This window comes from Streptomyces sp. NPDC057743 (genome assembly GCF_042798755.1).
Classification (GTDB): Bacteria; Actinomycetota; Actinomycetes; order Streptomycetales; family Streptomycetaceae; genus Streptomyces.
The window spans coordinates 118,511-141,323 of sequence record NZ_JBHVJX010000003.1 but is presented as its reverse complement, the minus strand read 5'-3'; the positions used below and the strand labels follow the sequence as shown (position 1 = coordinate 141,323).

Annotated in this window: 23 protein-coding genes; 14 read left to right on the top strand and 9 right to left on the bottom strand. The window is 71.4% G+C overall.

Annotation, left to right across the window (positions count from 1 at the left end; all coding sequences use genetic code 11):
- Nucleotides 1–215: 215 nt before the first annotated feature.
- From ACFVFQ_RS04315 to ACFVFQ_RS04305, 3 genes are all read right to left on the bottom strand, one after another.
- Nucleotides 216–1,250: a D-alanyl-D-alanine carboxypeptidase family protein gene (locus tag ACFVFQ_RS04315; protein WP_383408388.1), complete on the bottom strand. Its 1,035-nt coding sequence runs from the start codon at nt 1,248–1,250 to the stop codon at nt 216–218.
- A gap of 221 nt (nt 1,251–1,471) precedes the next feature.
- Nucleotides 1,472–2,032, bottom strand: coding sequence for a DinB family protein (locus ACFVFQ_RS04310; RefSeq protein ID WP_383408384.1), 561 nt, complete (start codon nt 2,030–2,032; stop codon nt 1,472–1,474).
- 73 nt (nt 2,033–2,105) lie between these two features.
- Nucleotides 2,106–2,759: a TetR/AcrR family transcriptional regulator C-terminal domain-containing protein gene (locus ACFVFQ_RS04305; RefSeq protein ID WP_383408381.1), complete on the bottom strand. Its 654-nt coding sequence runs from the start codon at nt 2,757–2,759 to the stop codon at nt 2,106–2,108.
- Nucleotides 2,760–2,887: 128 nt separating this feature from the next.
- Between ACFVFQ_RS04305 and ACFVFQ_RS04300 the strand changes: the two genes are divergently transcribed.
- Both ACFVFQ_RS04300 and ACFVFQ_RS04295 read left to right on the top strand, forming a co-directional pair.
- Nucleotides 2,888–3,880, top strand: a complete 993-nt coding sequence (locus tag ACFVFQ_RS04300) for a PDR/VanB family oxidoreductase (RefSeq protein WP_383408378.1) — start codon at nt 2,888–2,890, stop codon at nt 3,878–3,880.
- A gap of 40 nt (nt 3,881–3,920) precedes the next feature.
- The gene (locus ACFVFQ_RS04295) at nt 3,921–4,631 is read left to right on the top strand and encodes an MSMEG_1061 family FMN-dependent PPOX-type flavoprotein (RefSeq protein WP_383408375.1); all 711 of its coding nucleotides are present in this window, start codon (nt 3,921–3,923) and stop codon (nt 4,629–4,631) included.
- 28 nt (nt 4,632–4,659) lie between these two features.
- Here ACFVFQ_RS04295 and ACFVFQ_RS04290 read toward each other — a convergent pair whose 3' ends face one another.
- Nucleotides 4,660–6,156 carry a S8 family serine peptidase gene (locus ACFVFQ_RS04290; protein WP_383408372.1) on the bottom strand — a complete coding sequence of 499 codons (1,497 nt, stop codon included), beginning with the start codon at nt 6,154–6,156 and terminating at the stop codon, nt 4,660–4,662.
- Between the two features lie 148 nt (nt 6,157–6,304).
- Between ACFVFQ_RS04290 and ACFVFQ_RS04285 the strand changes: the two genes are divergently transcribed.
- Nucleotides 6,305–7,081 carry a class I SAM-dependent methyltransferase gene (locus ACFVFQ_RS04285; RefSeq protein WP_383408369.1) on the top strand — a complete coding sequence of 259 codons (777 nt, stop codon included), beginning with the start codon at nt 6,305–6,307 and terminating at the stop codon, nt 7,079–7,081.
- Between the two features lie 47 nt (nt 7,082–7,128).
- Here ACFVFQ_RS04285 and ACFVFQ_RS04280 read toward each other — a convergent pair whose 3' ends face one another.
- Nucleotides 7,129–7,899, bottom strand: a complete 771-nt coding sequence (locus ACFVFQ_RS04280; protein ID WP_383408366.1) for an AraC family transcriptional regulator — start codon at nt 7,897–7,899, stop codon at nt 7,129–7,131.
- A gap of 66 nt (nt 7,900–7,965) precedes the next feature.
- Here ACFVFQ_RS04280 and ACFVFQ_RS04275 point away from each other — a divergent pair, with 66 nt between their 5' ends.
- Nucleotides 7,966–9,177, top strand: coding sequence for an MFS transporter (locus ACFVFQ_RS04275; protein WP_383408360.1), 1,212 nt, complete (start codon nt 7,966–7,968; stop codon nt 9,175–9,177).
- A 132-nt stretch (nt 9,178–9,309) separates the two neighbouring features.
- On the opposite strand, the gene ACFVFQ_RS04270 is transcribed toward ACFVFQ_RS04275, so the two are convergent.
- The gene (locus ACFVFQ_RS04270) at nt 9,310–10,887 is read right to left on the bottom strand and encodes a glycosyltransferase family 39 protein (protein WP_383408357.1); all 1,578 of its coding nucleotides are present in this window, start codon (nt 10,885–10,887) and stop codon (nt 9,310–9,312) included.
- A gap of 329 nt (nt 10,888–11,216) precedes the next feature.
- On the opposite strand from ACFVFQ_RS04270, the gene ACFVFQ_RS04265 reads away from it, so the two are divergent.
- On the top strand, nt 11,217–12,125 hold the full coding sequence (locus ACFVFQ_RS04265; protein ID WP_383408354.1) for a polysaccharide lyase: 909 nt from the start codon (nt 11,217–11,219) through the stop codon (nt 12,123–12,125).
- Between the two features lie 15 nt (nt 12,126–12,140).
- Here ACFVFQ_RS04265 and ACFVFQ_RS04260 read toward each other — a convergent pair whose 3' ends face one another.
- Nucleotides 12,141–12,530: a nuclear transport factor 2 family protein gene (locus ACFVFQ_RS04260; RefSeq protein WP_383408351.1), complete on the bottom strand. Its 390-nt coding sequence runs from the start codon at nt 12,528–12,530 to the stop codon at nt 12,141–12,143.
- A 229-nt stretch (nt 12,531–12,759) separates the two neighbouring features.
- Between ACFVFQ_RS04260 and ACFVFQ_RS04255 the strand changes: the two genes are divergently transcribed.
- The 8 genes from ACFVFQ_RS04255 (at nt 12,760) to ACFVFQ_RS04220 (ending at nt 19,312) form a co-directional block, all read left to right on the top strand.
- Nucleotides 12,760–13,095: an ArsR/SmtB family transcription factor gene (locus tag ACFVFQ_RS04255; protein ID WP_383408348.1), complete on the top strand. Its 336-nt coding sequence runs from the start codon at nt 12,760–12,762 to the stop codon at nt 13,093–13,095.
- 93 nt (nt 13,096–13,188) lie between these two features.
- A complete protein-coding gene (locus tag ACFVFQ_RS04250) occupies nt 13,189–14,244 on the top strand; it encodes a serine hydrolase domain-containing protein (protein ID WP_383408345.1) in 1,056 nt (351 codons plus the stop codon).
- A 241-nt stretch (nt 14,245–14,485) separates the two neighbouring features.
- The gene (locus ACFVFQ_RS04245) at nt 14,486–14,866 is read left to right on the top strand and encodes a peptidase inhibitor family I36 protein (protein ID WP_383408341.1); all 381 of its coding nucleotides are present in this window, start codon (nt 14,486–14,488) and stop codon (nt 14,864–14,866) included.
- A 188-nt stretch (nt 14,867–15,054) separates the two neighbouring features.
- Nucleotides 15,055–16,158: a C45 family autoproteolytic acyltransferase/hydolase gene (locus ACFVFQ_RS04240; protein ID WP_383408338.1), complete on the top strand. Its 1,104-nt coding sequence runs from the start codon at nt 15,055–15,057 to the stop codon at nt 16,156–16,158.
- 125 nt (nt 16,159–16,283) lie between these two features.
- Nucleotides 16,284–16,883 (top strand): AAA family ATPase, encoded by a 600-nt coding sequence (locus tag ACFVFQ_RS04235; protein WP_383408335.1) that lies wholly within the window; start codon nt 16,284–16,286, stop codon nt 16,881–16,883.
- A 248-nt stretch (nt 16,884–17,131) separates the two neighbouring features.
- The gene (gene lspA / locus ACFVFQ_RS04230) at nt 17,132–17,701 is read left to right on the top strand and encodes a signal peptidase II (protein WP_383408332.1); all 570 of its coding nucleotides are present in this window, start codon (nt 17,132–17,134) and stop codon (nt 17,699–17,701) included.
- A gap of 104 nt (nt 17,702–17,805) precedes the next feature.
- A complete protein-coding gene (locus ACFVFQ_RS04225; protein ID WP_383408329.1) occupies nt 17,806–18,669 on the top strand; it encodes a dienelactone hydrolase family protein in 864 nt (287 codons plus the stop codon).
- 334 nt (nt 18,670–19,003) lie between these two features.
- Complete coding sequence (locus tag ACFVFQ_RS04220) at nt 19,004–19,312, top strand: DUF4190 domain-containing protein (protein ID WP_383408327.1); 309 nt, start codon at nt 19,004–19,006, stop codon at nt 19,310–19,312.
- A gap of 613 nt (nt 19,313–19,925) precedes the next feature.
- Here the strand turns inward: ACFVFQ_RS04220 and ACFVFQ_RS04215 are convergent.
- Nucleotides 19,926–20,216 carry a DUF6207 family protein gene (locus ACFVFQ_RS04215; protein WP_383408948.1) on the bottom strand — a complete coding sequence of 97 codons (291 nt, stop codon included), beginning with the start codon at nt 20,214–20,216 and terminating at the stop codon, nt 19,926–19,928.
- 144 nt (nt 20,217–20,360) lie between these two features.
- Nucleotides 20,361–21,434: an Lrp/AsnC family transcriptional regulator gene (locus ACFVFQ_RS04210; protein ID WP_383408324.1), complete on the bottom strand. Its 1,074-nt coding sequence runs from the start codon at nt 21,432–21,434 to the stop codon at nt 20,361–20,363.
- 123 nt (nt 21,435–21,557) lie between these two features.
- On the opposite strand from ACFVFQ_RS04210, the gene ACFVFQ_RS04205 reads away from it, so the two are divergent.
- A complete protein-coding gene (locus ACFVFQ_RS04205; protein ID WP_383408321.1) occupies nt 21,558–22,781 on the top strand; it encodes a M20 family metallopeptidase in 1,224 nt (407 codons plus the stop codon).
- Nucleotides 22,782–22,813: the final 32 nt, after the last annotated feature.

Sequence of the window (22,813 nt, the reverse complement as noted above, 5' to 3'; positions counted from 1 at the left end):
GTGACTGGGAACAGCGAAACAGCAGGGCACCACTCATGTCCAAGAGTGAATAGTGAACGCACCAGAACTAATTGGTATGAGCGCTGGATGGGTCTGCTCGCACACCTTGAGGCGCATGCGGCGGTCGTCGACGAGGCCGGCGCGTGCGGGCCCGGGCCCGGCGGTGCCGCACGTGGGGCGTGCGGCACCCGTTCAGCGTGGGGTGTGCTGCCTGTTCAGTGGGCGAAGCCCCAGTCGAGCATCTTGGTGGCGTCGTCGAAGCGGCCCTGGTTGTCCTTGAGGATCACGCCGATCAGGGTGCGGTTGTCCCGCTTGGCGGCGAAGACCAGGCAGTAGCCGTCCTCCGGGCCGCTGCCGGTCTTGACGCCCAGGGCGCCGTCGTAAGTGCCCAGCAACTGGTTGGTGTTGTTCCAGGTGTAATACCGGGTGTGGCCGTTGGCCGCCGGGGCCTCGGTCTTGAACTGCTTGGTCTTCACGATGTCGGCGAACACCGGTTGCAGCATCGCGCGCTGGCCCAGCCTGGCCAGGTCGCGGGCGGTGCTGTGGTTGTTGCCGTGCGAGAAGCCGTCGACGCCGTCGAAGTGCGTGCCGGTCATGCCCAGTTGCTGCGCCTCGGCGTTCATCTGGTTCACGAAGTCGGCGATCCGCGCGTCCTCGGTGTCCCCGTGGCCGAAGTTGTCGGCCAGGGCCCGCGCGGCGTCCGCGCCGGACGGGAGCAGCATGGCGTGCAGCAGCTGTCTGACGGTCAGCCTGTCGCCGGTCTGGAGGTCGGCGGTGCTGGCGCCGACCTTCTGGACGTAGTCCCGGTACTCCTGCTTCACCGTGATCTGCCGGTCCAGCCACTCCGGGTGCTTGAGCACCACCACGGCGGTCATGATCTTGGTGGTGCTGGCCATCGGCACGCTCTCGTCCGCCTTGGCCCCGGCCCACAACTCCCGCTCCTGGCTACCGTCACGCGCGTCGAGCAGGAAGGCGTGGTCGGTGTGGATCTGGGGAGCGGCCTGGTCCTGGGCGGCGTGCTGCCCGGCCTGGGAGGACCGGGACTGATGCGACGTGTCGTGGTTCCGGTCGGCCGTGGTGGTGGCCTTGGTGCTCTTCTTGCCGTTCTCGTCCGCGGAGTGCGTGGCGCCGGGCGTGGCTGCCTCGGCCAGGCCACCGGCGGTGATCGGCAGGGCGGCACCGACGAGTGCCACCATCGCGATCCGGACTCCGGTGCGGTGTATTCGGTTGGGGCGGGCGTGGGAACCCATGGGGCGTGCCTCCTGCCGGCAAAGGGAGCACCGGCGCGTAGTGCGAATTCGGTTCACAGTGAACCTACTTGGGTGATGACAGTGACTGTCAAGCCGGCCATGTCATGGTCAGGCAACAGTGCGCGTCCATGTGGATGTGTTGTGTAGGTGGCTGGTGTTTCTTGTGAGGTTGCTCGCGCATGGCGCCCGGCCGGCTCCCTTGGGTCACTGGCCCACCCGTGTCACTGACCCACGCGTCCGTCGATGCACTCGCGCAACAGGTCGGCGTGCCCGCAGTGCCGGGCGTACTCGTCGAGCCGGTGCACCAGCAACTCCCGAACGGCGATCCCGTCCCTCCCCAAACGCTCGCCCAGGTCCGGGTGTTGGGCCAGCGCGGCGTCGGTCGCGGCCTGCTCGCGCTCCAGATCGTCGTACGCGGCGTCGACCACGGACTGCTCGGCGACGGCCCCGTCGAAATCCGCTTCCCGCCCGCCGTACAGCTTCGGCAGCGGGTCGCCGTCGCTGATCCAGTTGCGCCAGTCCCGCTCCACCCTGGCGAGGTGCCGGACCAGGCCGAGCAGTGACATCGTCGACGGCGGAACCGAACGCCGGGCCAACTGCTCGGGGTTGAGGCCCTCGCACTTCATCCGCAGGGTCAGGCGGTAGTTGGTCAGGGCCTCCTGCAGCGTCGCCAGCTCGCCGTCCGGACTCGGACCTTCGTTGTTGCGGGGGTCGTCGTCCGGATCGACCCACATGTCGATGTAGCGGGTTGCCTGGCTCCAGCGCGCGAGTTGGTCGGTCATGCGGACATGTTCGTCCGTGAGGGCCCGAAATCGCTACTGGGTTATGGCCGTTGCCGCCGCCGCGAGTGGTGTCTCATGCCGTGCGTTGGTGCGTCAGTTGCTCCCGGAGGCCGGCCGTGATGGTTCGGAGGCCGAAGGCGAACCTGGTGTCGAAGTCGAGCAGGGCCGGCAGCTGGCTGCGGGCCAGGTGCGGGTAATCCTCGCCGGAGAGCGAGGCTTTGACGTCGTCCAGGTCCACATCGGTGCGTCCCTGTTGCTCCAGCGTTTCGCCCAGGACGTAGGAGAAGACCGTGGTGATGGCGCACATCGCCGCCTCGCCGGTGAAGCCCCCTTCCTCCATGGCGGCCAGCAGGGAGTCGGCGAGCGCCAGGGTGGGGTGTCGGGTGGTGTAGGCGCCGCCGACGATGCGGGCGCCGTCCCGTTGGGCGAGGAGGGCCGCCCGTAGGCGCTCGGCCAGCGTGGTCACGCGGGTCTCCCAGTCGGTCCCGGGGAGCGGACCGAGCGCGGAGGCCAGTACGGCGTCGGCCATCGCGTCGACCAGGGCGTCCTTGTCGTGGAACAGCCGGTACAGGGTGGGCGGTTGGGTTCCCAGGGCGTCGGACAGACGGCGCATGGTCAGGGACTCCAGGCCCCCGTGGTTGACCAGGGCCAGCGCGGTGTCCACCACGGTGGCGGGTCGGAGCGATGCCTTGCGCGTACCCGCGCCACTGCTTTCCCGCATTGACATGTTAACGATGTTATCAGTAGCTTCGTTTGGCGTTGTTAACGATGTTATCGATCGCTGGTTCTCGGTGCGGTGCGGTGCAGTGTGAGCAAGCTCGGCGCAGCGAGAAGGAGTGCGGAGAAGGAGCAGGGATGGCAGTCAAGACCGCGCCGGTCGCCGCGGGGGCGTCGACTTCGGAAGGTGGGCCGCGGGAAATCCCGGTGATCGTGCGGCAGTTACGTTGGGAGGCCGCGGGAGTGGTTTCGGTGGTGTTGGCCCGGCCGGACGGCGAAGGGCTGCCTGTCTGGGAGCCCGGGGCCCATGTGGAGTTGGTGCTGCCGACGGGCATCGTGCGGCAGTACTCGCTCTGCGGCGCCCCGGACGACCCGTCCAGTTACCGTGTGGCGGTGCGACGGGATCCCGCCAGCCGCGGCGGATCGGAGTACGTCCACTCCTTCCTGCGGCCCGGCCAGTTGCTGCGGATCCGCGGCCCCCGCAACCACTTCCGCTTCGAGCCGGCCGACTCCTACCTCTTCCTCGCCGGCGGCATCGGCATCACCCCGATCCTGCCGATGGTGCGTCAGGCCGCCGCCTCGGGAGCCCGGTGGCGGCTCGCCTACGGTGGGCGGTCCGCCGCCACCATGGCCTTCCGCGACGAACTCGCGCCCCACCGCGACGCCGTACGCCTCTACCCCGGGGACGCGGCCGGGCGCATGCCCCTGGACGCGCTGCTGGGGGAGGCCCCTGTGGGGACCGCCGTCTATGCCTGTGGCCCGGAATCGCTGCTGGAGGCCGTCACCAACGGGGCCGAGCAACTGCCCCAGGGGACCGTGCACATGGAGCGTTTCCGGCCGCGGGAGCGGAAGCCGGCGCGCAACACCCCGGTGGAGGTGGTCTGCGCCCGTTCCGGCCGCACCGTGGGCGTACCGGCGGAGCGGAGCGTTCTTGACGCGCTCGCCGACGCGGGCCTGCCGGTGACCGGCTCGTGTCGTCAGGGCGTCTGCGGCACCTGCGAGACGCGGGTGCTCGACGGCGTTCCCGACCACCGCGACGACATCCTCTCGGAGGAGGAGCGGGAGCGGGGCGACCGGATGTACCTCTGTGTCTCGCGGGCACGCACTCCCCGGCTGGTGCTCGATGTCTGAGGCCACGGCCGCCGGCCGTTCATCCGTAGCGGAGCGCCCCGTGGATCCGGCCGCGGCCGCTGAGGTGTGGGACGCCCGCGGCCCCGCGCCCGAGCACACCGCCGCCGACGCCTACCGTGCCATCGACATGGGCCGGGTCCGGGAGGTCATCGGCTATCCCGAGCCCTTCGTCGCGGAGAAGAAGGAGCCGTGCATCGGCGAGTTCATGCGGCGCTTCATCGCGCACAGCACGTTCTTCTGTCTGGCCACCGCGGACGACAGCGGGGGCGTGGACGCCAGCCCCAAGGGCGATCCACCGGGCGCGGTACGGGTGTTGGACCCGTGGACGCTGGCCGTACCCGACCGGCCGGGCAACCGCACCGCCGACACCTTCGAGAACATCACCCGCAACCCGGCCGTGGGCATGGTCTTCTTCGTCCCCGGCGTACGGGAGACGGTTCGGGTCAACGGGGACGCGTTCCTCACCGACGACCCCGGTCTGTTGGAGCGGCTCGGTGCCGAGGGCAAACCCGCCGTCCTCGCCACGATCGTGCGGGTGCGCGAGGCGTTCTTCCAGTGCGGCAAGGCCGTGATCCGCGCCGGGCTCTGGGCGGACGACCGCCGGGGCCTGGCCGACGCGCTCACCCTCGGCACCAACTTCTACGCCCAGGTCACCGCGCAGATGGCGGAGAAGATGGCCGCCAACCTCGGCAGCGGGCTCGGCTCCCTGGGCGCGATCATTGAGGACCACTACCGCAACGACCTCTATTGATCTGCCGTGCTCCGTCGCTGATGTGCCGTCACCCGGTCTTTGACCGCGGGCCGCTTCGGCCGGTTCCGGCGAGTTTCGGGACGAAGGCGGAGGCGTCGACCGTGCCGAGGCCCGAAGCCAGGTCGTAGCCCCGTTTCGCGGGGAAGCCGTCGGGGCCGTTGTTCCCCTCGGTGATGTCGATGACGCCGCCGTGCGGATCGCGGGCGAGGGCGTAGAGCGCTTCGTGGATGTCGCCGAGTTGGTGGCCGGCCTTCTGGTTGGCGAGCGCGACCAGCGCCGCGAACATGGGGGCCGCCTCGCTGGTGCCGCCCACCGGGAGCCAGCCCGCGCCCGTGGGGAGGAAGCCCTCGTAGACGAGGGTGCCACCGGTGGACGAGCCGTCCATGGCGATGTCGGGGAGACCGCGGCGCCCGCCCACCACGTGTGCCACCCGGTCCTGGTAGCCGGGGCGGGCGAAGGTCTGGGAAGGGCCGCCCCCGGTGGCGCCGGAGCGGTCGTTCCAGACGGTGTCCGGGGCGGTGCGCCGGCCCGCGTCGTCGAGGTGCAGACGGGAGCCGCCCACGGCGAGCACGTGGGGATCGGCGGCCGGCCAGGGAACGGACCTGACGCGCCGGCCGCCCGGACCGATGGGCGGGGCGGCGCCGAGGTCGCCCGTACTGGCCGTCAGGGTGGTGCCGCCCGCCACGACCTGGGCCAGCGCGCTGCTGAACCCGGCCAGGTCGCGGGCGGGTGCGTGGCTGTTCCCGGCGGCGGCGTATTCCTCGACGCCGAAGCTGATCGAGATCGCGTCGGGGCGGTGTCTGAGCAGGCTCTGCGCGATGCCGTCGAGCATCAGCGCCGCGCCGACCTTCGCGGACTGCCTGGCCTCCTGCGGGGTTTCCGCATCGGGTAGCGCGCGGGAGGCGTCGGACGTGGGGGAGGGAGAGGTGAACGCGCGCTGGGGCAGGCCGATCTGGGTGACGACGATCTTCGCCTCCGGCGCCAGCATGTGCACCATCTGGGTATCGAGGGTGGCCTCCATGGCCGGGCCCACCATCTGCTTGTTCTTCGGATCGAACGGTGCGATGTGCCCGATGGGGGCGTAGCGGTCGACGGTCAGCTCCGGTACGGGCAGTTTCATGGTCCGGCTGAACGTTGCCAGGTCCCGTTTGAGGGTGTTGGGCACGACCTGTTCGTAGACCACGACGGTCCGGCCCTTGCCGGTGATCCCGGTGGAGTTGAGCCTGTCGACGCCGTATGCCCTGCGTACCAAGTCGGCGGGGTAGCAGGGGAAACCGAGGCGCCGACGGCAGTCGGCCTGCGACGGGAGGTGCCTGAACGGCCGGAGCATGGTCGGCGGTGAGGCGGACGGTGACGGAGCGGCCGCTGCCGCCGCCGACGACCCCGCCCGCTCCGTACCGGGAGCGGAACGGCCCGCGCAGCCCGGGACGGTGACGAGCAGGGCGATGGCCGAGACCGCGGCGAGGCAACGTCGCAGACCGGGACGCAGGCAATGACGCATGGTCAGCAGGCTGAGGAAGATCACCCTCCGATCATGACCACAGCCCGGGAGCGGCGCCCCTCGCACTGGTCCGTCGGATGGTTGTGGGCCGGGGGCGACGCCGTCGGGGCCCGCCAGCCAGGCGACCCTGGCGCCCGCGGTGCCGCGGGCGGCCGGGCGTACGCTGGCGGATATGACGGGAACTCACGATGACACGGTTCGCGAGCAGTTCCGCATCCAGGCGACGACCTTCACCGACGAGGGCTTCGCCGCACGGGGGTTGGACTGGATCCTCGAACGCCTCGCGCCCGCGGCCGACGAACAGGTACTGGACGTGGCCGCCGGCGCCGCTCACCTGGGCCGCGCGCTGGCGCCCCGGGTGCACCACGTCAGCGCCCTCGACCTGACGTGGGAGATGCTCCAGCAGGGGCAGCGGCTCGCCCTCGCCGCCGACCTGCGCAACATCACCTTCACCCTCGGCAATGCGGCCGAACTCCCCTATCTGGACGGGCAGTTCGACCTCGTCGTATGCAGACTGGCGCTGCATCAGGTCGCCGATCCGGCGGCGATGGTACGGGAGATGGTTCGGGTCACCCGGCCCGGTGGCCGCATCGGGCTCATCGACATGATCGCCGATGAGGACCCGGCGCTGGCCGAGGAGACCAACCGGCTCGAATGCCTGCGCGACCCAAGTCATCACCGGACCCTGCCGCTCACCGAGCTGCACGCCCTGTTGGACGCTGCCGGCGCCGTGGTGGTCTCGACCGCCATCCGGGACCACGCTCTCGACCTGGCGGACTGGCTGGCGCGCAGCAAGACCTCGGAACCGGTGGGCGCCCGGATCCGGGCCAGGCTCGAAGCGGAGCTCGCCGGCGGCCCACCGACCGGTCTGCGCCCGGCCCGCCACGACGACGGCTCTCTCACCTTCACCCATCCCTGGGCGGCAGTGACGGGCACCCCGCGCCACTGACGCGGGAGTGCTGCGCACGACAGATGTGCGCCGGGCGCCCCCTGGCCCTAGCGGCGCAGGTGCATACCGGGCGTGTGCCCGAAGGCGCGACGGAAGACGTCGATGAAGGCGCTGGTCGAGGACCAGCCGCAGCGGCGGGCCACCGCGGTGACCGGGACGCCCTCGCTGAGCAGCACCACCGCGTGGTAGAGCCGTAGTTGGGTTCGCCACTGGGGGAACGTCATCCCGAGCTCGGCGCGGAACAGCCTGCTGAGGGTGCGTTCGCTGGCGCCGACCTCGGTGCCGAAGGCGGCCAGCGTGCGGTCGTCCGCGGGGTCGCGGTGCAGCAGGGCGCAGACCGCGGCGAGCCGGGGGTCGGTGGGGGTGGGCAGGTGCATCGGCTGCTGCGGAGAGGCGCGGAGCTGGTCGAGGAGCACGGTGCGCAGGCGGAGCCGCTCGGGTTCGCGCTCGGGTGCGGCGGCCGTCCCGGCGGAGTGCGCCGCCTCGCGGGTGTACGTCACGATCAGCTCGCGCAGCAGCGGACTCACCGTCAGGGCGGTCGGAGCCCGCAGGCCGAGCGGGTTGACGGGCGGTGGCAGGCCGATGGTGTGCAGGTCGAGGTCGCCGTGCGCGCGGGGGGAGTGGGCGGTGCCGGCCGGCACCCACAGGGCGCGGTTCCCGGGGGCGATCCAGGTGCCGGCCTCGGTGGTGACGGCGAGCACCCCGCGGCCCGCGTAGATGATCTGGTGCTCGTCGTGCCGATGGGCGTCGATGCCCTGGCCGGCGGTCAGCGGCCGGATTGTTGTGGTGGCCTTCGGTGTGTGGCGGATTTTTGACACACTGCGGCATTTTATCGGAAGCGCGTTGACGTCTCGGGCGATGAGGATCGATCCATGCCGTCACCCATGCGTCCCCCGCAAGCGACCGAACACCCGCCGCTGCGCCCCGTCGATCCGGTCACGCCCGCGCCCCGGGCCCGGAGTCCGATCGCCGCCCTCTCCGTCGGCCATGCCTGCGTGGACGTGTACCAAGGGGCGGTCTCCGCCCTGGTGCCGTTCTTCGTGGCGGAACGCCAGTATTCCTACGCGGCGGCCTCGGGCGTGGTGCTCGCCGCCTCGCTGCTCTCGTCGGTCGTCCAGCCCCTCTTCGGATTCCTGACGGATCGTCAACACATGTCGTGGCTGCTGCCGTTGGGCACGGCAGTGGCCGGAGTCGGCATCGCGCTGAGCGGAGTGAGCCACTCCTATGCGCTGACCCTGGTGTTCGTCGCTCTCGCCGGAGTGGGCGTCGCCGCGTACCACCCGGAGTCCGCGCGGGTCGCGCGCATCGCCAGCCGCGGCAGCCACACCGCGATGGGCTGGTTCTCGCTCGGCGGCAACGTCGGCTTCGCCCTGGCCCCGGTGTTGGTCACCCCGGTGATCGCGGCGGGCGGTCTGCGCGCCACACCCGTCCTCGTCGTCCCGGCGGCACTGGGCACGGTGTTGGCCCTGCTCGCCCTCCGGCGGGGCGCGTCCGACCCGGCCGGCGCCCGCAAGGCAACGCACTCCGCCGGGCAGGACGACCGCCGTTCCTTCGCCCGGCTGACACTGGCCATCGTCTGCCGCTCGATCGTCTTCGTCGTGCTGGGCGGCTTCATCTCGCTCTACGCCCGCCAACGGACCGGAGGCGGCGCGACCGTGGGAGCGGTGGCGCTGTTCGTCCTCTACCTCGGTGGCGCGGTCGGCACTGTGCTGGGTAGCTGGCTGGCGGCGCGCTGGGACCGGGTGCGCGTCGTGCGCTGGTCGTACGCGGCGACGGTGTTCGCGGTCGCGGGCGTGGCCCTCGTCCCCGGCCCGGCCCTCTATCTGTTCGTGGCGCTGACCTCGGCGGGCCTCTATATCCCGTTCTCGCTCCAGGTCACGCTGGGCCAGGACTACCTTCCCTCGCGCGTTGGCACGGCCAGCGGGGTCACCCTCGGGCTCGCGGTCAGCGTCGGCGGCGTCGCCAGCCCCCTCGTCGGCGCCCTCGCCGACGCCACCTCGCTCCACACCGCCCTCCTGCCCCTGATCGCCCTCCCCGCCGTGGGCTGGCTCCTCACTCGGCGCCTTCCGGAACCTCCTGCCCCGTCGGCGATATGACGAGACATCAATTCTCTGACGAGAGGCATCAGTTCGCTACAGAGCGCCAGGGGCGCTGCGTGAGTCCGCGTTCTCCGCGGTCCGCAGCGCCCCTGGCGCGTCCCGATCCTCCTCCTCGTCACCCGTGGTCGGTCACGGGTTCCGCTCGTAGGCGGTCACCTGGCGTCCCCCGGCGGCGCCGGACGCGGTGGGGGTGAAGTGCTGGGCGAGGGTGGCGAGTTTGGCCCGGTCCTGGGCGGTGGCGGCCGCGGGGGCGGAGCCGCTGTCGCTGAGGACGATGATGCGTCGGTGGGTCAGCATCGCGGCCCGGATGTCCGCGGGCGCGGCCTCGGTGCCGTAGAGGGTGCCCGAGGGGGCCGCGGCCTCGGCCAGGGCGAGGTCATCGAGGCCGCGGAACGAAGCGGGGGTGAGGAGGGCGGCGTCGCGCCGATGGGCGGGTATGAAGACGATGCCGTCGCCCGGGTGGGCAACCGTCGCGACCTGCGCCGCGGCCGCCCGCACGTCGTCGGTCCGGCTCTCCGGGGTGCGCAGGCTCAACTCCAAGGGCAGCAGCGCCAGGAGCGCGACCGCCACGATGCCGGCGAGCAGGGCCCCCGCGCGGGGCCGGCCAGGGCGCCGGTGTCGGGTCCGGATGCGCGAGGCGAGTGTCTGTGCCACCCAGGCAAGGGCGGGGCCGGCGAGGAGCGACAGCCCTATGGACGCGAAGAGCACATAGCGGTCGACGTAGAGCGGCTTGACGAGCCAGGACGCCAGCAGCAGGCCGAGGTGCGGGACGGCCAGGAGCGGCAAACCCACCGCGGCCGGCGAGCGGGGTGCGCGTGCCTGGCCCGGCGCCCTGGTGCAGGCCAGGGCGACGATCAGCATGGCCGCCACCCCCAACAGGCTCCCCGCGGAGGGGGGTTGTATCCAGGCCACCTGTCGCGCCTGTCTGCTGCTGGCCACGATGAGGGGAAGCGTCCCGGCGAATATCACGGCCGCGGCCACCAACCACCGTGCGAGGAGGGGGCGTTGGCCGCGTCGTCTGGCGATCAGGACGGTCACGCCGTGGGCCGCCAGAGCGAAGAGCGAGAGCCAGTTGAGCAGTGTGGTGGCGAGCATCACCGCTGCATAGGCGGTCCACCGCAGGAGCTCCGCGGGCCGGCGTCGCCGCTCGGAGCGCGGGGTGGCGGATTCGGCCGGTCCCGTCAGGCCCAACGCGCCGGTCAGCAGCCAGGTCGCCACCGCCACGCCCGCGGCCACCAACGTGAACGAGCGCCCTTCCTGGCCGTAGCGCTGCATCACCGGCAGCACGGCCAGCGCCAGTCCCGCCGCGACGCCCGCCAACGGGCCGGCGAGCCTGCGCGCCGTCGCCGCGGTGACCGCCACGGCAACCACGGCGCCGAGTACCGAGGGCAGTCGCAACGCCATCAGGTGCGGTCCGAAGACCTCGAATATGGCATGTATGAGGAGGTAGTAGAGGCCGTGGACGAGGTCCACGTGGCCGGTCATGTGCCAGATCTCGGATAGGGACCGCTCGGCCACCTCCCAAGTCGCGGCCTCGTCCCGCCATATGGCGCCCTGGCGGGAGAGTCCCCACAGCCCTAGTGCGAGGGCCAGCGCGGCGGGCAGGCCGGGAACCAACCAGGCCGGCCAGTGGCGTGCACCGGTGGGGGGTGGGGCGGTGGCGCGCCCTTTGCCCACAAGTGCCGTGGAGGCAAGATCGAGAGACATGACGCGAACTATACTGCCCGTGTATACTCCCGATTTCATCGCCATATCTCATGGCATTTTTCGCCAGTGTAGACGTACGGTGCATGCTGCCGTCGAGGGGTCTTCGCGCCCAATTCGGATGATCTTGGGCGGTGGGTCGATGTGACGCCCAGGAGCGTCAACTCGGCGCGTAGTTAGGAAAGTTTCCCACCAACTCCTGGACGGCTGGCGGTCGGAGCGCTAACTTCGCCGTTGATTGGTCATGTACCTGCCCTGTGTTCGGCTGTGTGAACGCGGGGCGGAATCGGCGAGGGCCGACCTTCGCCCGGCCCGCGACTCCGAGGAGTGGCATGTCCCCGCTACCCCGTTCTCCGCTGCCCCGTCTCTCCGCCTCCTGGCGCTGTCTGTTGGCGGCGGGCGCCGCCCTCGCCGCGACCGTGTGCACCGGCGCAGTGCTGCCGCCGGCCGCGGCCCTCCCCGGCCGGGCCCCCGCGGTCCACGCAGGGGCCTGGTCCGGGCAGTTCAGCGGCTACGGCTCGGCGTCCTGGAAGCGAGCCTGGGGAGTCGCGTCGAAGGGTGCCTGGGGCCAGTCCGACCTCAAGGGAATCAGTGACTCGACGGCGCCGGGTGACGGCTCCGCGCTCCAAGTCACCTACGGCGCCGGCTCGTCGGCCAACTCCTGCTCGAACTGTCCCAACCCCGGAGGCGGCCAGTTCTACACCCGGCTCGACGCGATAGGTCGGTCCGATCTGGCGCGCTCGACCACGTTGGACCTCAAGTACAGCCTCAAGCTCCCCCGCGGCTTCGACTTCGGCAAGGGCGGCAAGCTGCCCGGCCTCTACGGCGGCGCCATCGGCCAGGAATCCGGCGGCAACCACGGCAACGGCTGGTCCACCCGCTATATGTTCCGCGCCAAGTCCCACCCCAACGAGGGCGAGGTCTACCTCTACACCCCCACCAACTCCGGTCCCACCGGCTACGGCGTGGACGTGGGCCTCGGAGCCTGGAAGTGGCTCGCCGACGGTGGTTGGCACACCGTGGAACAACTCGTCGACCGCGCCAGCGGCAACGTCACCGTCTGGTACGACGGCAAGCAGGCGCTCCAGTCCAAGGCGACCGCCACCGGCATCGCGGACATCCCGTTCAGCGGGGTGTTCTTCTCCACCTTCTTCGGTGGCCACGACACCAGTTGGGGCCCGAAGACGACGGAACGGGCCGAGTTCGCGGACTTCTCCCTGTCGGCGACGGCCCAGCACTGAGCCAGGGGCTGGGCGTCACACGAAGAAGGCGTTCATGCCCTGCACGTCGGAGAGATAGGTCTCGATCCGGGCGATCTTGCCGTCGCGCAAGGTGCACACCGTGGACAGGTACTCGTCCAGCACGGCGTCGTCGCGCTGGGCGGTGTTGTGCAGGGAGAGCGCCATGTTGGTCGGGCTGATAAGGATGTGCAGGAGCTCGAAGTTGAGCCCGTAGCCCCCGATCTTCCTGGCCCGTGCGACCACGGCGTCCGCTCCCTCGACCGTGCCGGAGACGGTGTTGTCGCCCGGCAGGGACCAGGTGGCGTCGTCGTGGAGCAGGGAGCGGATGCGGTCCCAGTCGGCGGTCGACAGTGCGGCGTGGAACTGCCGCCCGAGCTCGTACTTTTCCTCGTCGGAGAGGGACATGGGGTCTCCCATTTTGTGGTTGGCCTTCGTTGTTCGGTGCGCCCTGTCTGGGCTCTGCACCTCTGTGTCTGCGCGCCTGAGTGGAGCGGGGCAGGGGATTGCTGCCCCGTGCGGCGCGTCGATAGTTCGACTGTACTGGAACTGACGGATTGAGGGTAGAGGGGGTCTTGTCGATAGGGGCTCTGGCGGAGAGGGCAGGCAGGTTGGGCTCTTCTTGTAGGGTCGAACCATGTCCGCTGCGCTGTTCCACCCCACCCGAGAGCAGATGCGCCTGGAGCACGTACTGGAGGCGCTGGCCAACCCCATTCGGCTCCGTGTCGTCCGCACGCTCGCGGAGCAGGCGGAGTCGACGTGCGGGGCGATCCTTCCGGACGTCTCCAAGTCGACGGCCAGTCACCACTGGCGGGTGCTGCGCGAGAGCGGGCTGGTGGACCAGCGGCGCGAGGGGCGCCACCTCCATATGCGCCTGCGGCGCGAGGACTTGGACAGTCGATTCCCCGGCCTGCTCGACTCCGTGCTCAGGAGCTTGGAGCAGCAGGAGGGTGACGGGCGCGACGCGTCGTAGGGGTGCCTGGCCCCGTCGCTGCGGGCTACGGTGGCGACTTGACGTCGGGTGGCTCGGATAGCGGGGGTGGGAGCGGTGGCGGTTGGGGCGCGCTTGGACGAGGCCGAGGGCGGCGATGCCTGGGCAGGGGTGGACGACGATGCCTTGGCGCGGGCCGTCCGGCGGCAGGCGGATCGGCCGGTTCCGGGCGTCGAGGACATGGCCACCTACCTCGCGGCGCAGGTGGCCGACGCTTCCCACCGCGAGGTGCTCGGGCCGCTGTTGAACGGGGGCGGGCCCAGCGGGGTGATCGCGCGGCGGGGGCGGGTCGTGGCGTCCTGGGGCGATCCGCACCGCGTGGAGATGGCGTTCAGCGCGACCAAGAGCGTGCTCTCGTTGGTGGCCGGTGTTGGGTTCGACGACGGGTTGTTGGGGCTGGACGAGCCGGTCCACGAGTCTGTACGGCTGCCGCAGTTTGCGGACGGGCACGGGCGCGGCATCACATGGCGACACCTGCTGGACCAGACCAGTCAGTGGGAGGGGGTGCTGTGGTCCAAGCCGACCAGCGTGGACGCCCAGAGCACGCGCGAGGGCACCGAGTCCCCGGGCGGGCCGCCGGGCGAGGGGTGGGCCTACAACGACGTCCGCGTCAACCTCTCCGCGCTGGCACTCACCACGCTGCTCGGACGCCCGCTGCCCGAGGTCCTGCGCACCCGCGTGATGCAGCCGATCGGGGCCTCCGCGTCCTGGGAGTGGCACGGCTATCGCGAGGCATACGTTGACCTCGACGACGGCACCCGGGCGCCGGTCGTCTCCGGCGGGGCGCACTGGGGCGGGGGGCTGTGGATCAACGCCCTCGACCTCGCCCGCATCGGGCACCTGTGTCTGCGGGGCGGACGCCATGCCAACGACCAAATCTTCTCCCGTAGTTGGATCGATGCCTTGTGGACGCCCTGTCGCGTCAAGCCCAACTACGGACTGTCCTGGTGGCTGAACGACGAGGGGACGGTGTGGCCCAAGGCGCCGACGACCGGTCGGTGCGCCCGGGGCAACGGCGGCGCGCATCTGTTGTGGGTCGATCCGGCGCGCGACCTTGTCATCAGTTCCCGTTGGGGAGCCGACGTGGAGAGCCTGATCGCCGAGGTGTCGGAGGCGGTACGGCCGGGGTGAGCGGGCCGGAAGTGGCGTTGCTGGGTGGGAGATTGGCGGTGGTGCGGGGGCATTGTGGGGCGCAGACGCCGGAGTGCGCTCGGTGAGCGCGCCGGGATGCCTCCACGGGGGGCGCCGGGTCCGGAGAATCCCCGCGTGGCGCACCTGGCGCGGGCCGATACTGACGGCTGTTCGCTGACTGGCCGTTCGGCCCCGCCGACGGGCAGTCGTCCCCTTCCCGTCTCCCTGGAGGAGCATCGCCATGCGTCGTATGCGTTCGCTCGCCCTCGCCTCGGCGGCCCTGGCAGCCACGTTCGGCCTCGCGCCCAACGTGGTCGCCGCACCCGTGAAGCCCGCCCACCGCGCGGCCTACAACTGCACGGCCGGTTACTTCTGCCTCTACGACAACTGGAACGGCGGGGGCACCCGTTGCCAGTGGTCGCAAAAGAGCAAGGCGAACACCGCCGATGACTGTTCCTTCATCCAACGGGGACGGAACGTCCGCTCCGTGTGGAACGGGACCGGCCACCGAGTGCAGTTCTACACCCAGACCAACTACCACAGTCGCGTCGGATCCACCGGGGCCGGATCAGGCGGCAACCTGCAGGGCAGCTATCAGATCCGGTCCTTCAGGCCGCAGTAGCCAGGCACATAGCGGCTGTTGGCAACGGGGCTGTGGGGGGTGCTGCGAAGTGCCCGCGCGGCCCCGTTCGCCGTGGCCGACGGCGGTTCCTTGGCGACGAGAGGGTCGCGCCGGGCCGGTGCGCCCGGCCATGATGGACGTGAGGACGGAGGAGACGGCAGTAAACGGGGGAGACGGAGGGGACGACCATGACCAAGCTCACCGTTTTCCGGTCGACGCAGCCAACGCCCGGTGAGCGCGGGCGCGCGCTCGGCCGGGCCTTTCCGGACCGCATGCGTCGCACCAGCGCCTTCTACGACCGGCTGTTCACCGCCGTCGGCATCGACCAGCGGGACGTCGTCGCCTGGAGTCGGGAAGCCTTCGCGCACGTCGGCGCCCGGGCCCCCGAACTGGCCGAGGAAATGGAGGGCATGGCACGCGGCGCGGACCTGCCCCTGTGGCGGATCGCCGCGCTCAACGCGCGCACGGAGATCCTCGGACGGTTCGGCGCGCTGCCCGAACCGGAGTGCTCGACGCTGGTCCATGCCCCGTCCGACGGCCGACCGCCGGTCACCGCGCAGACCTGGGACTGGCACGACGGCATGCGGGACGGCTGGTTCGTCTGGAACATCGAGCACCCCGACGGCCGCGTGGTCCGCACCGTGACCGAGTACGGCATCGTCGGCAAGATCGGGGTCAACGCGGCCGGGCTGGGGGTGCACTTCAACATCCTCGGCCACGCGTCCGACAAGTCGGTCTCGGATGAGGGGAGTTGGGTGCCGGTGCACGTGCTGTCCCGTGCGGTGCTCGACACCTGCGAGACCGTCGGCGAGGCCGCCGAACTGGCCGTGACGACGCCGGTCGCGGCGTCCAGTTCGCTCACCCTGGCCGGGTACGCGCAGGGCCGCGCCACCGCGGCAGCCATCGAACTCAGCCCGGCCGGCTCGGCCTGCCTGCCTGCCGGAGCCGACGGCTATGTGGTGCGGACCAACCACTTCGTCGCCCCCGCCCTTGCCGAGGGCGAGGCGAGGGGAACCGCCGATGCGGGGACCTACCACCGCCGCACCGCCCTCCAACAACGGGCCGCGAAACTGGGCGACGCACCCGACCGGGCGGCGCTCCTCTCCGCCCTCGCCTGCCATGTCGAGGACGGCGCGGAGGTGTGCTGCCACCCGCAGCCGGACGCGGCGTTCGGCACGCGGTGGGAGACCCTGGCCACCGTCTCCCTGGATGTCGCCGCAGGCTCCCTCGCGGTCCATCCGGGCTGGCCGTGCTCGCTGACGGATGGTGATGCCAGGCCAGTGGTGGGCTGAAGTTCCGGGCAGGTAGGGCTGGTTGACGCCGGCGTCGTCCCAGACAGGCGCGTCAGGGTGCATGGGGTTTCCGGGGCGCGGGGGCCGGGTCCGACTGCGCTGCCGGGCACCGATACGGTGCGATCATGACCGAATCCGCGTGGGACATCCTCCTCCTCGGCGGCGCTTCCGGCGTGGGCAAGAGTCGCGCCGCCGCCCAACTCGCCCGCGAGCGAGGTGCGTTCGTGGTCGAGTTCGACGACGTGGTGAGTGCGCTGCAACGCTCCACGGACGCCGGGAGCCACCCCGCACTGCACCACTTCGTCGGCCTCCCCGACACCTCGGTGCTCGACGTCGACCACGTGGTGGAACTCCAGATCGCCACCGCCGAGGCACTGGCGCCCGCCCTCCTCGGCGTCGTGGACAACCGCCGCACCGTCGACGTCCCCGCCGTCATCGAGGGCGACTACCTGGACCCGGCCACCGTCGCCCGGGCCGTGGCGGAGGGTTCGGCGGGCGGCCGCCGGGTGCGTGCGGTGTTCCTGCACGAGGGCGACCCCGCGCGGATCGTCGCCAACTACGCGGCCCGCGAGCCGGATGGCGGTCGGCAGACCCACCGCGCGCAGGTCAGCGCCCGGTACGCGGAGCGGCTCGCCGAACAGGCCGCGCGGCACGGGCTGCCGGTGGTGCCGGCCCGGCCCTGGCACGAGGTGTCGACGCGCATCGAGCGGGCCCTCGCCGGCTGACCTCGCCCGTCACCGCCCCCGCGTTCGGGATCGCTCTTGCCCTCGCTACCGCCGTCGCCAGGCTCACCGATACCGCCACCGGTACCGCTTACGCGTTGCTCGGGTCAACTCGTCGAACCCGGCCCCGGCCGGCCCGTTCTATGGTGGAGGAACAGCCCACGGGGGAGAGCCCGGGGCGGCCCGTTGGTTGGCCGCGCCCGACGGCCGACGGTGGGACGAGGGCACAACCGACATAGAGGTGACCGGACTTGACGCATACGCAGCGGACGGCGGCGACGGCCCAAGGGGGCGCTGGGGGAGAGGGGAGCGCCGGCCGCCGGCGGGTCTTCCTGCTCCTGTTGGTGGCGGGTCTGGTCTACGCGGTGGACCTGGTCAGCAAGTTCGTCGTGGTCAAGAAGTTGGAGTACCACGATCCCGTTCCGGTGATCGGGAACTGGCTGGAGATCCGGGTGATCCGCAACTCCGGCGCGGCGTTCGGACTCGGCGGGGCGATGACCCTGGTGTTCACGCTCATCGCGGCGGCCGTGGCCGTCGCGATCATCCGGTTGGCGCGCAGGCTCTACAGCGTTCCCTGGGCGATCGCGCTGGGCCTGTTGCTCGGCGGCGCGCTGGGCAACCTCACGGACCGGCTCTTCCGTGCCCCGGGCGGCCTGCAGGGCGCGGTCGTGGACTTCCTCTCCGTCCGCGGCTTCAGCGTGATGAACTTCGCCGACTGGGCCATTGTCTGTGGGGGAGCGCTGATCGTGTTCTTCTCCTTCCGGGGTTGGGAGTTGAGCCACGGCGGGGCCGGTGTCGCTGCCAAGGCAACCGGTGGGTAATGTCGCGGTTCAGCACACCGGGTCGCAGGCGCCGGGCGCCCTCGGGCGGACGGTGCCCGCCGGCCCGTCCCGAGCCGTCATCGATCACAAAACGGTGGTGTTCCATGGCAGATCATGACCTGTCCGGCTTCGACCGCGAGACCTTCACCCACGACGGCGTGCGGCGTCGCATCCTTCGACGCGGTACGGGACCGGCGGTGATCGTGATGGCGGAGGTCCCAGGGATCACGCCCAAGGTGCTGGAGTTCGCGGAGCGGGTGGCCGACATCGGCTGCACCGTCGTGCTGCCGGTGCTGTTCGGCACGCCCGGCCGCGACGCCGATCCCCACCGCGTCGGTCGGCTGAACGCCGCGCGGTATGTGGGCTCGACGATACGGAAGTTGTGTGTGCGCAAGGAGTTCACCGCGCTGGCCACCGGGAAGTCCTCTCCCGTGGTGACCTGGTTGCGGGCCCTGGCCGCGCACGAACACGAGCGCTGCGGAGGGCCGGGGGTCGGGGCCGTCGGCATGTGCTTCACCGGCGGGTTCGCGCTGGCCATGGCCGTGGACGACCGGTTGTTGGCCCCGGTGCTGTCCCAGCCGTCGCTGCCGCTGCCGATCACCAAGCGCCGGGCCGCCGGCATCGACATCTCGGCCGACGAACTCGCCGTCGTGCGAGGCCGTTGCGAGCGGGACGGCCTTCAGGTGATGGGGTTGCGGTTCCGCAGCGACCGGCTGGTGCCGGACGACCGGTTCGCCTTCCTCCGCCGGGAGTTGGGCGACGCGTTCACCGCCGTCGAGCTGTCGGACGAGGACGCCAACCCTCAGGCCGCGATGGCGCCGCACTCCGTGCTGACCGAGCACCTCATCGACGAGCCCGGCCAGCCGACGCGCGCGGCGCTGGACGAGGTGCTCGACCTGTTCCGCCGGCGCCTGCTCGTGACGGACCAGGCAACGGGCCGGGCGGCGGGGCAGGCAGCGGACGCGTAGGCGGCGCCGGTTCCGCACGGTGGGAGTGAGAGAAGGGGCGGGGCGCGGGTGCGCCCCGCCCCGCTCCGTTGGTCAGCTGCTCCACATTTCTGAACGCCAATTCCCCTTAGCAGGCGAGGTGTTGGGAGACCTCGCCGAGCACCGGTCGGGTTGGGGCTCTCACGTGCGGTAACGTCGGCTCCGGCGTGGGGTGCGCCCGATGCCTGAACGGCCAGAGCCGCCCGCCTGGCACCTTTCGGCCGGGAACGAGCGCCTGATCGAGTGCCTGGATCCCGGACCCCAGGAATCCCGGGCGCCTCGGAAGAGGAAACGCGGCAATGACGGAGAGAAACAGATGACCCAGGCACCGCCCCCGAACACCCCGACGTACGGCCCCGGCTACGCCGTGCCGGCCCCGCTGCCCAGCGGCCAGGCAACGGCCTCGATGGTGCTCGGCATCCTCGGCCTGCTGATGATCCCCATCGTGCTGCCGATCATCGCGCTGTGCCTGGGCATTTCCGCTCGGCGCAAGGCCGACCGAGGTGAGGCGGGCGGCCGCAACATGGCGGTCGCCGGCATCGTGTTGGGCGGCGTCGGCTGTGCCCTCGCCCTGCTCGGCGTCGTCGTCGCGGTGGTGCAATTCGTGAGCTCCGGCAGCCTCTGAGGGGCAGACGGGCCCAGGGCGTGTCCGACGGGATGGGCGCAATACCGGTGTGGTCCAAGCTCCGTGGGATCACGCGACGCCGATCCGTATCCAGGAGTGCGAGGTGACGGCGCAGCCGGCCACGGCAAACGGCCCCCTCGGTAGCGGCCTTACGCGCACCTGCCGGCCGCCGGCCCGGAGGCATCGGACAGGGCGGTGAGCGACCAGGCGGCGCGGGGTGACGGTGAGGCGGCGTCCGGGCGGCGGGTTACCGGGGAGGAGCGTATCCGGGGACGCCGTAGTGGTAGTTGGGGCGGCCGGGGCAGGTGAGGTCGCCGGGTGGCGGTTCGCGGGTGACGATCCGGTTGCGGTGGGGTGCGGTGCCGGTTCCTCACCGGAAGTGGCTTCGTTGGCCGGGCATGGGGTCTTTCGTTTCCTGGCCGGAGAATGCCGGTACACCGCGGCTACGCGGGGCCTATTGGCTGGATCAGCCGCGCATCAGGGCGGACCGGTGTTGTTCGTGGTGCGTGCCGCGGGAGGTGCCGTCGGTGCCGGGCGCGAATCGCCGGGTGATCGCCGTCGCGGCCGCGGTGGTGGCCGGCCTGCTCGTGCTGACCGTCGCGGTGGCGCTGGTCTACTTACCGTGAGTGCGGTATTTCCGTCGCGGTCCGGGCAGGGGATACACGTCGTCGGCCGCGGTGACCGGCCGTTGACGCAGGTCCAGGTAGGCCCGGACGGAGACGCCGGGGCGGCCCGGCGTGTGCCAAGGGGCGGACGGGCCGCTGGAACGCCACAAGCGCCCCAGCTCGGCGGCGGCAAGAGTGGCGGTGGCTTCGTCGGCTGCGGTGACGTCGATGACGACCATGCCGGGCTCGCTGACATGTTCCTCGTGGATATGCACAGTTCTGTATGACGTATTTCGCATCGCCATGTGAGAAGAAGGCGCCGGGTTTCATCCGAACGTGGCTTGCCGCGGGCGGGAGTTGACGGGTGAGCGTGGCCCTGCGCTTGACCTTGGCCCAAGCTGGCGGGCGGGGAGCGTGGACGGCAGGGGGGAACGCCCCGGGCCTCACCCGAAACCTCGGCCGGTCGGCTCCGCCTCCTCCTCGTCCCACAACGCCAGCGGCGTCGCCCCCACCCGGTAGCCCTCCTCGTCGAGGAGGTGGCCGCTGTGCTTCATGCTCCACAGCGCGACCGCGCGGTCGGTCACGGTCAGGTCCGGGGCCCGTTCGGCGAGTCGGACCTCGAAGCGCTGGGCGTCGTCGAGCGAGCGCACCCAGGCGACCAGATGCAGGTTGTGGCGGCTGATGACGCTGGCGCACAGGCGGACCTCGCGCATGCCGGTGACCCGGTGGGTCACCTCCCGCAGCTTGGCCGCCGGCACCTGACCCCACAGGGACACCGTCACCGGCCACTCCGACAGCGGGCGGGCGACCTCGCACCGGGCGTGCAGCATGTCCGCCGCGAACAGCCGGTTGACATGGCGTCGCACGGTGTCGGGACTGGCACCGCACTGCTCCGCCAGCGCGCGGTAGGTGGCCCGGCCGTCCACCGACAGCGCGGTGACCAGCCGTTGGTCGAGGCCGTCGAGGGTGAAGGCGGGGGTGTCGGTGCGCGTGCGGGGCGCGGCCGCGGCGAGTTGGGCGACCTGCCGCCGGTCGAGGGCCCGCAGCCGCCAGCGGCTGCCCTCGGTGTGCACCGGACCGGCCAGGTGGGTGTGGACGCCCAGGACCCCGTCCAACGGGGCCAGTCCGCGGGTCACCCAGCGCGAGAGCGCGGCCAGATCGCGGGCCATCACGTTCAGATGCAGGCTCCGGTCGCCACTGACGTGGGAGAGCGCGGCGACGTGCGGGGCGGCGGCCAGCGCCCGGGCGATGGGGTGGAGCCGGTCGGGGGCGCAGTCGACCTCGACGAACGCCAGACATCCCTGGCCCGAGGCGGCCAGCACCGGCGCCGGATGGCAACTGATCCAGGCGGCGCCGGACTCGGTCAGCCGGTGCCAACGCCTGGCCACCGTCACGGCGTCCAGCCCGAGGACGGACCCGATCCGGGCCCAGCTGGCCCGCGGCGCGATCTGCAGCGCGTGCACCAGGGCCTGGTCGACATGATCCAGGGTCCGGGGTGCCCGCCCGGAATCCTGCACGATGAGCGCCTCCTTGCGTTTTTCCGGCGAATTGCGGCCAGGGGTCGGAAAAAGCCACAGCCTGGACTGGGTACGGCCGGACCGTACCAGGCACCCCCCCGAGCAACAGGAATGGAAATGGGCATGTCGGCAGTGGAACGCGCCAAGGAACTGCAACCCGAACTGGAGCGGCTGCGCCGGTCGTTGCACCGGGAGCCGGAGTTGGGGCTCACACTGCCGCGTACCCAGGAGAAGGTGCTCGCGGCCCTCGACGGCCTGCCGTTGGAGGTCAGCCTGGGCAAGGACCTCACCTCGGTGACCGCGGTCCTCCGGGGCGGCCGGCCCGGAGGCGCGGTGTTGCTGCGCGCCGACATGGACGCCCTGCCGGTCACCGAGGAGAGCGGGGTGTCCTACGCCTCCGAGGCCCCCGGCCGGATGCACGCCTGCGGACACGACCTGCACACCGCCGGACTCGTCGGCGCGGCCACGCTGCTGGCCGAGCGCCGCGAACGCCTGCACGGCGACGTGGTGTTCATGTTCCAGCCCGGCGAGGAGGGCCACAACGGGGCCGGCGCGATGATCGAGGAGGGCGTCCTGGAGGCGGCGGGCAAGCCGCTCGACGCCGCGTACGCGCTGCACGTGGCGTCCAACCAGGTGCCCGGCGGCGTGGTCATCACCCGCGCCGGCACCATCACCTCCGCCTCCGACCTGCTGACGGTGACGGTGCGCGGCAAGGGAGGCCACGCCTCCACCCCGGCCGCGGCCCAGGACCCCGTCCCGGCGGCCTGCGAGATGGTCACCGCGGTGCAGAGCTGGGTGACCCGCACCTTCGACATCTTCGACCCGGTCGTCGTCACCATCGGCAGCTTCCACGCCGGGACCCAGGCCAACGTCATCCCCGACACCGCCGAGTTCCAGGCCACGGTGCGCAGTTACTCCGAGCGCGCCCAGGAACAGCTCGCCGCGGGGCTGCCCCGTCTGGTCCGCTCGATCTCCGCCGCCCACGGCCTGGACGCGGAGGTGGAGTACCAGCGCCACTACCCGGTCACCGTCAACGACACCGACGAGACCGCCTTCTCCCTGACCACTGCCCGCGACCTCTTTCCGCCGCACGAGGTGTGGGAGTCCCCGCAACCCACCAACGGCTCCGAGGACTTCGCCCACGTCCTGCGGCGCGTCCCCGGCGCGATGCTGCTGGTGGGCGCCGCCCCCGAGGGGGCCGACTGGCAGCGGGCTCCGATGAACCACTCGCCGCGGGCCGTCTTCGACGACCGGGTCCTGCACCGCCAGGCGGCCCTGCTGACCGAACTCGCCGACCGCCGCCTGGCGACCACGGCGGCGGCCGAGGGGCCGGCCGCGGGCCAGTAGCCGCCGCCCTCCGCATCGGGGCCCGCACGCCA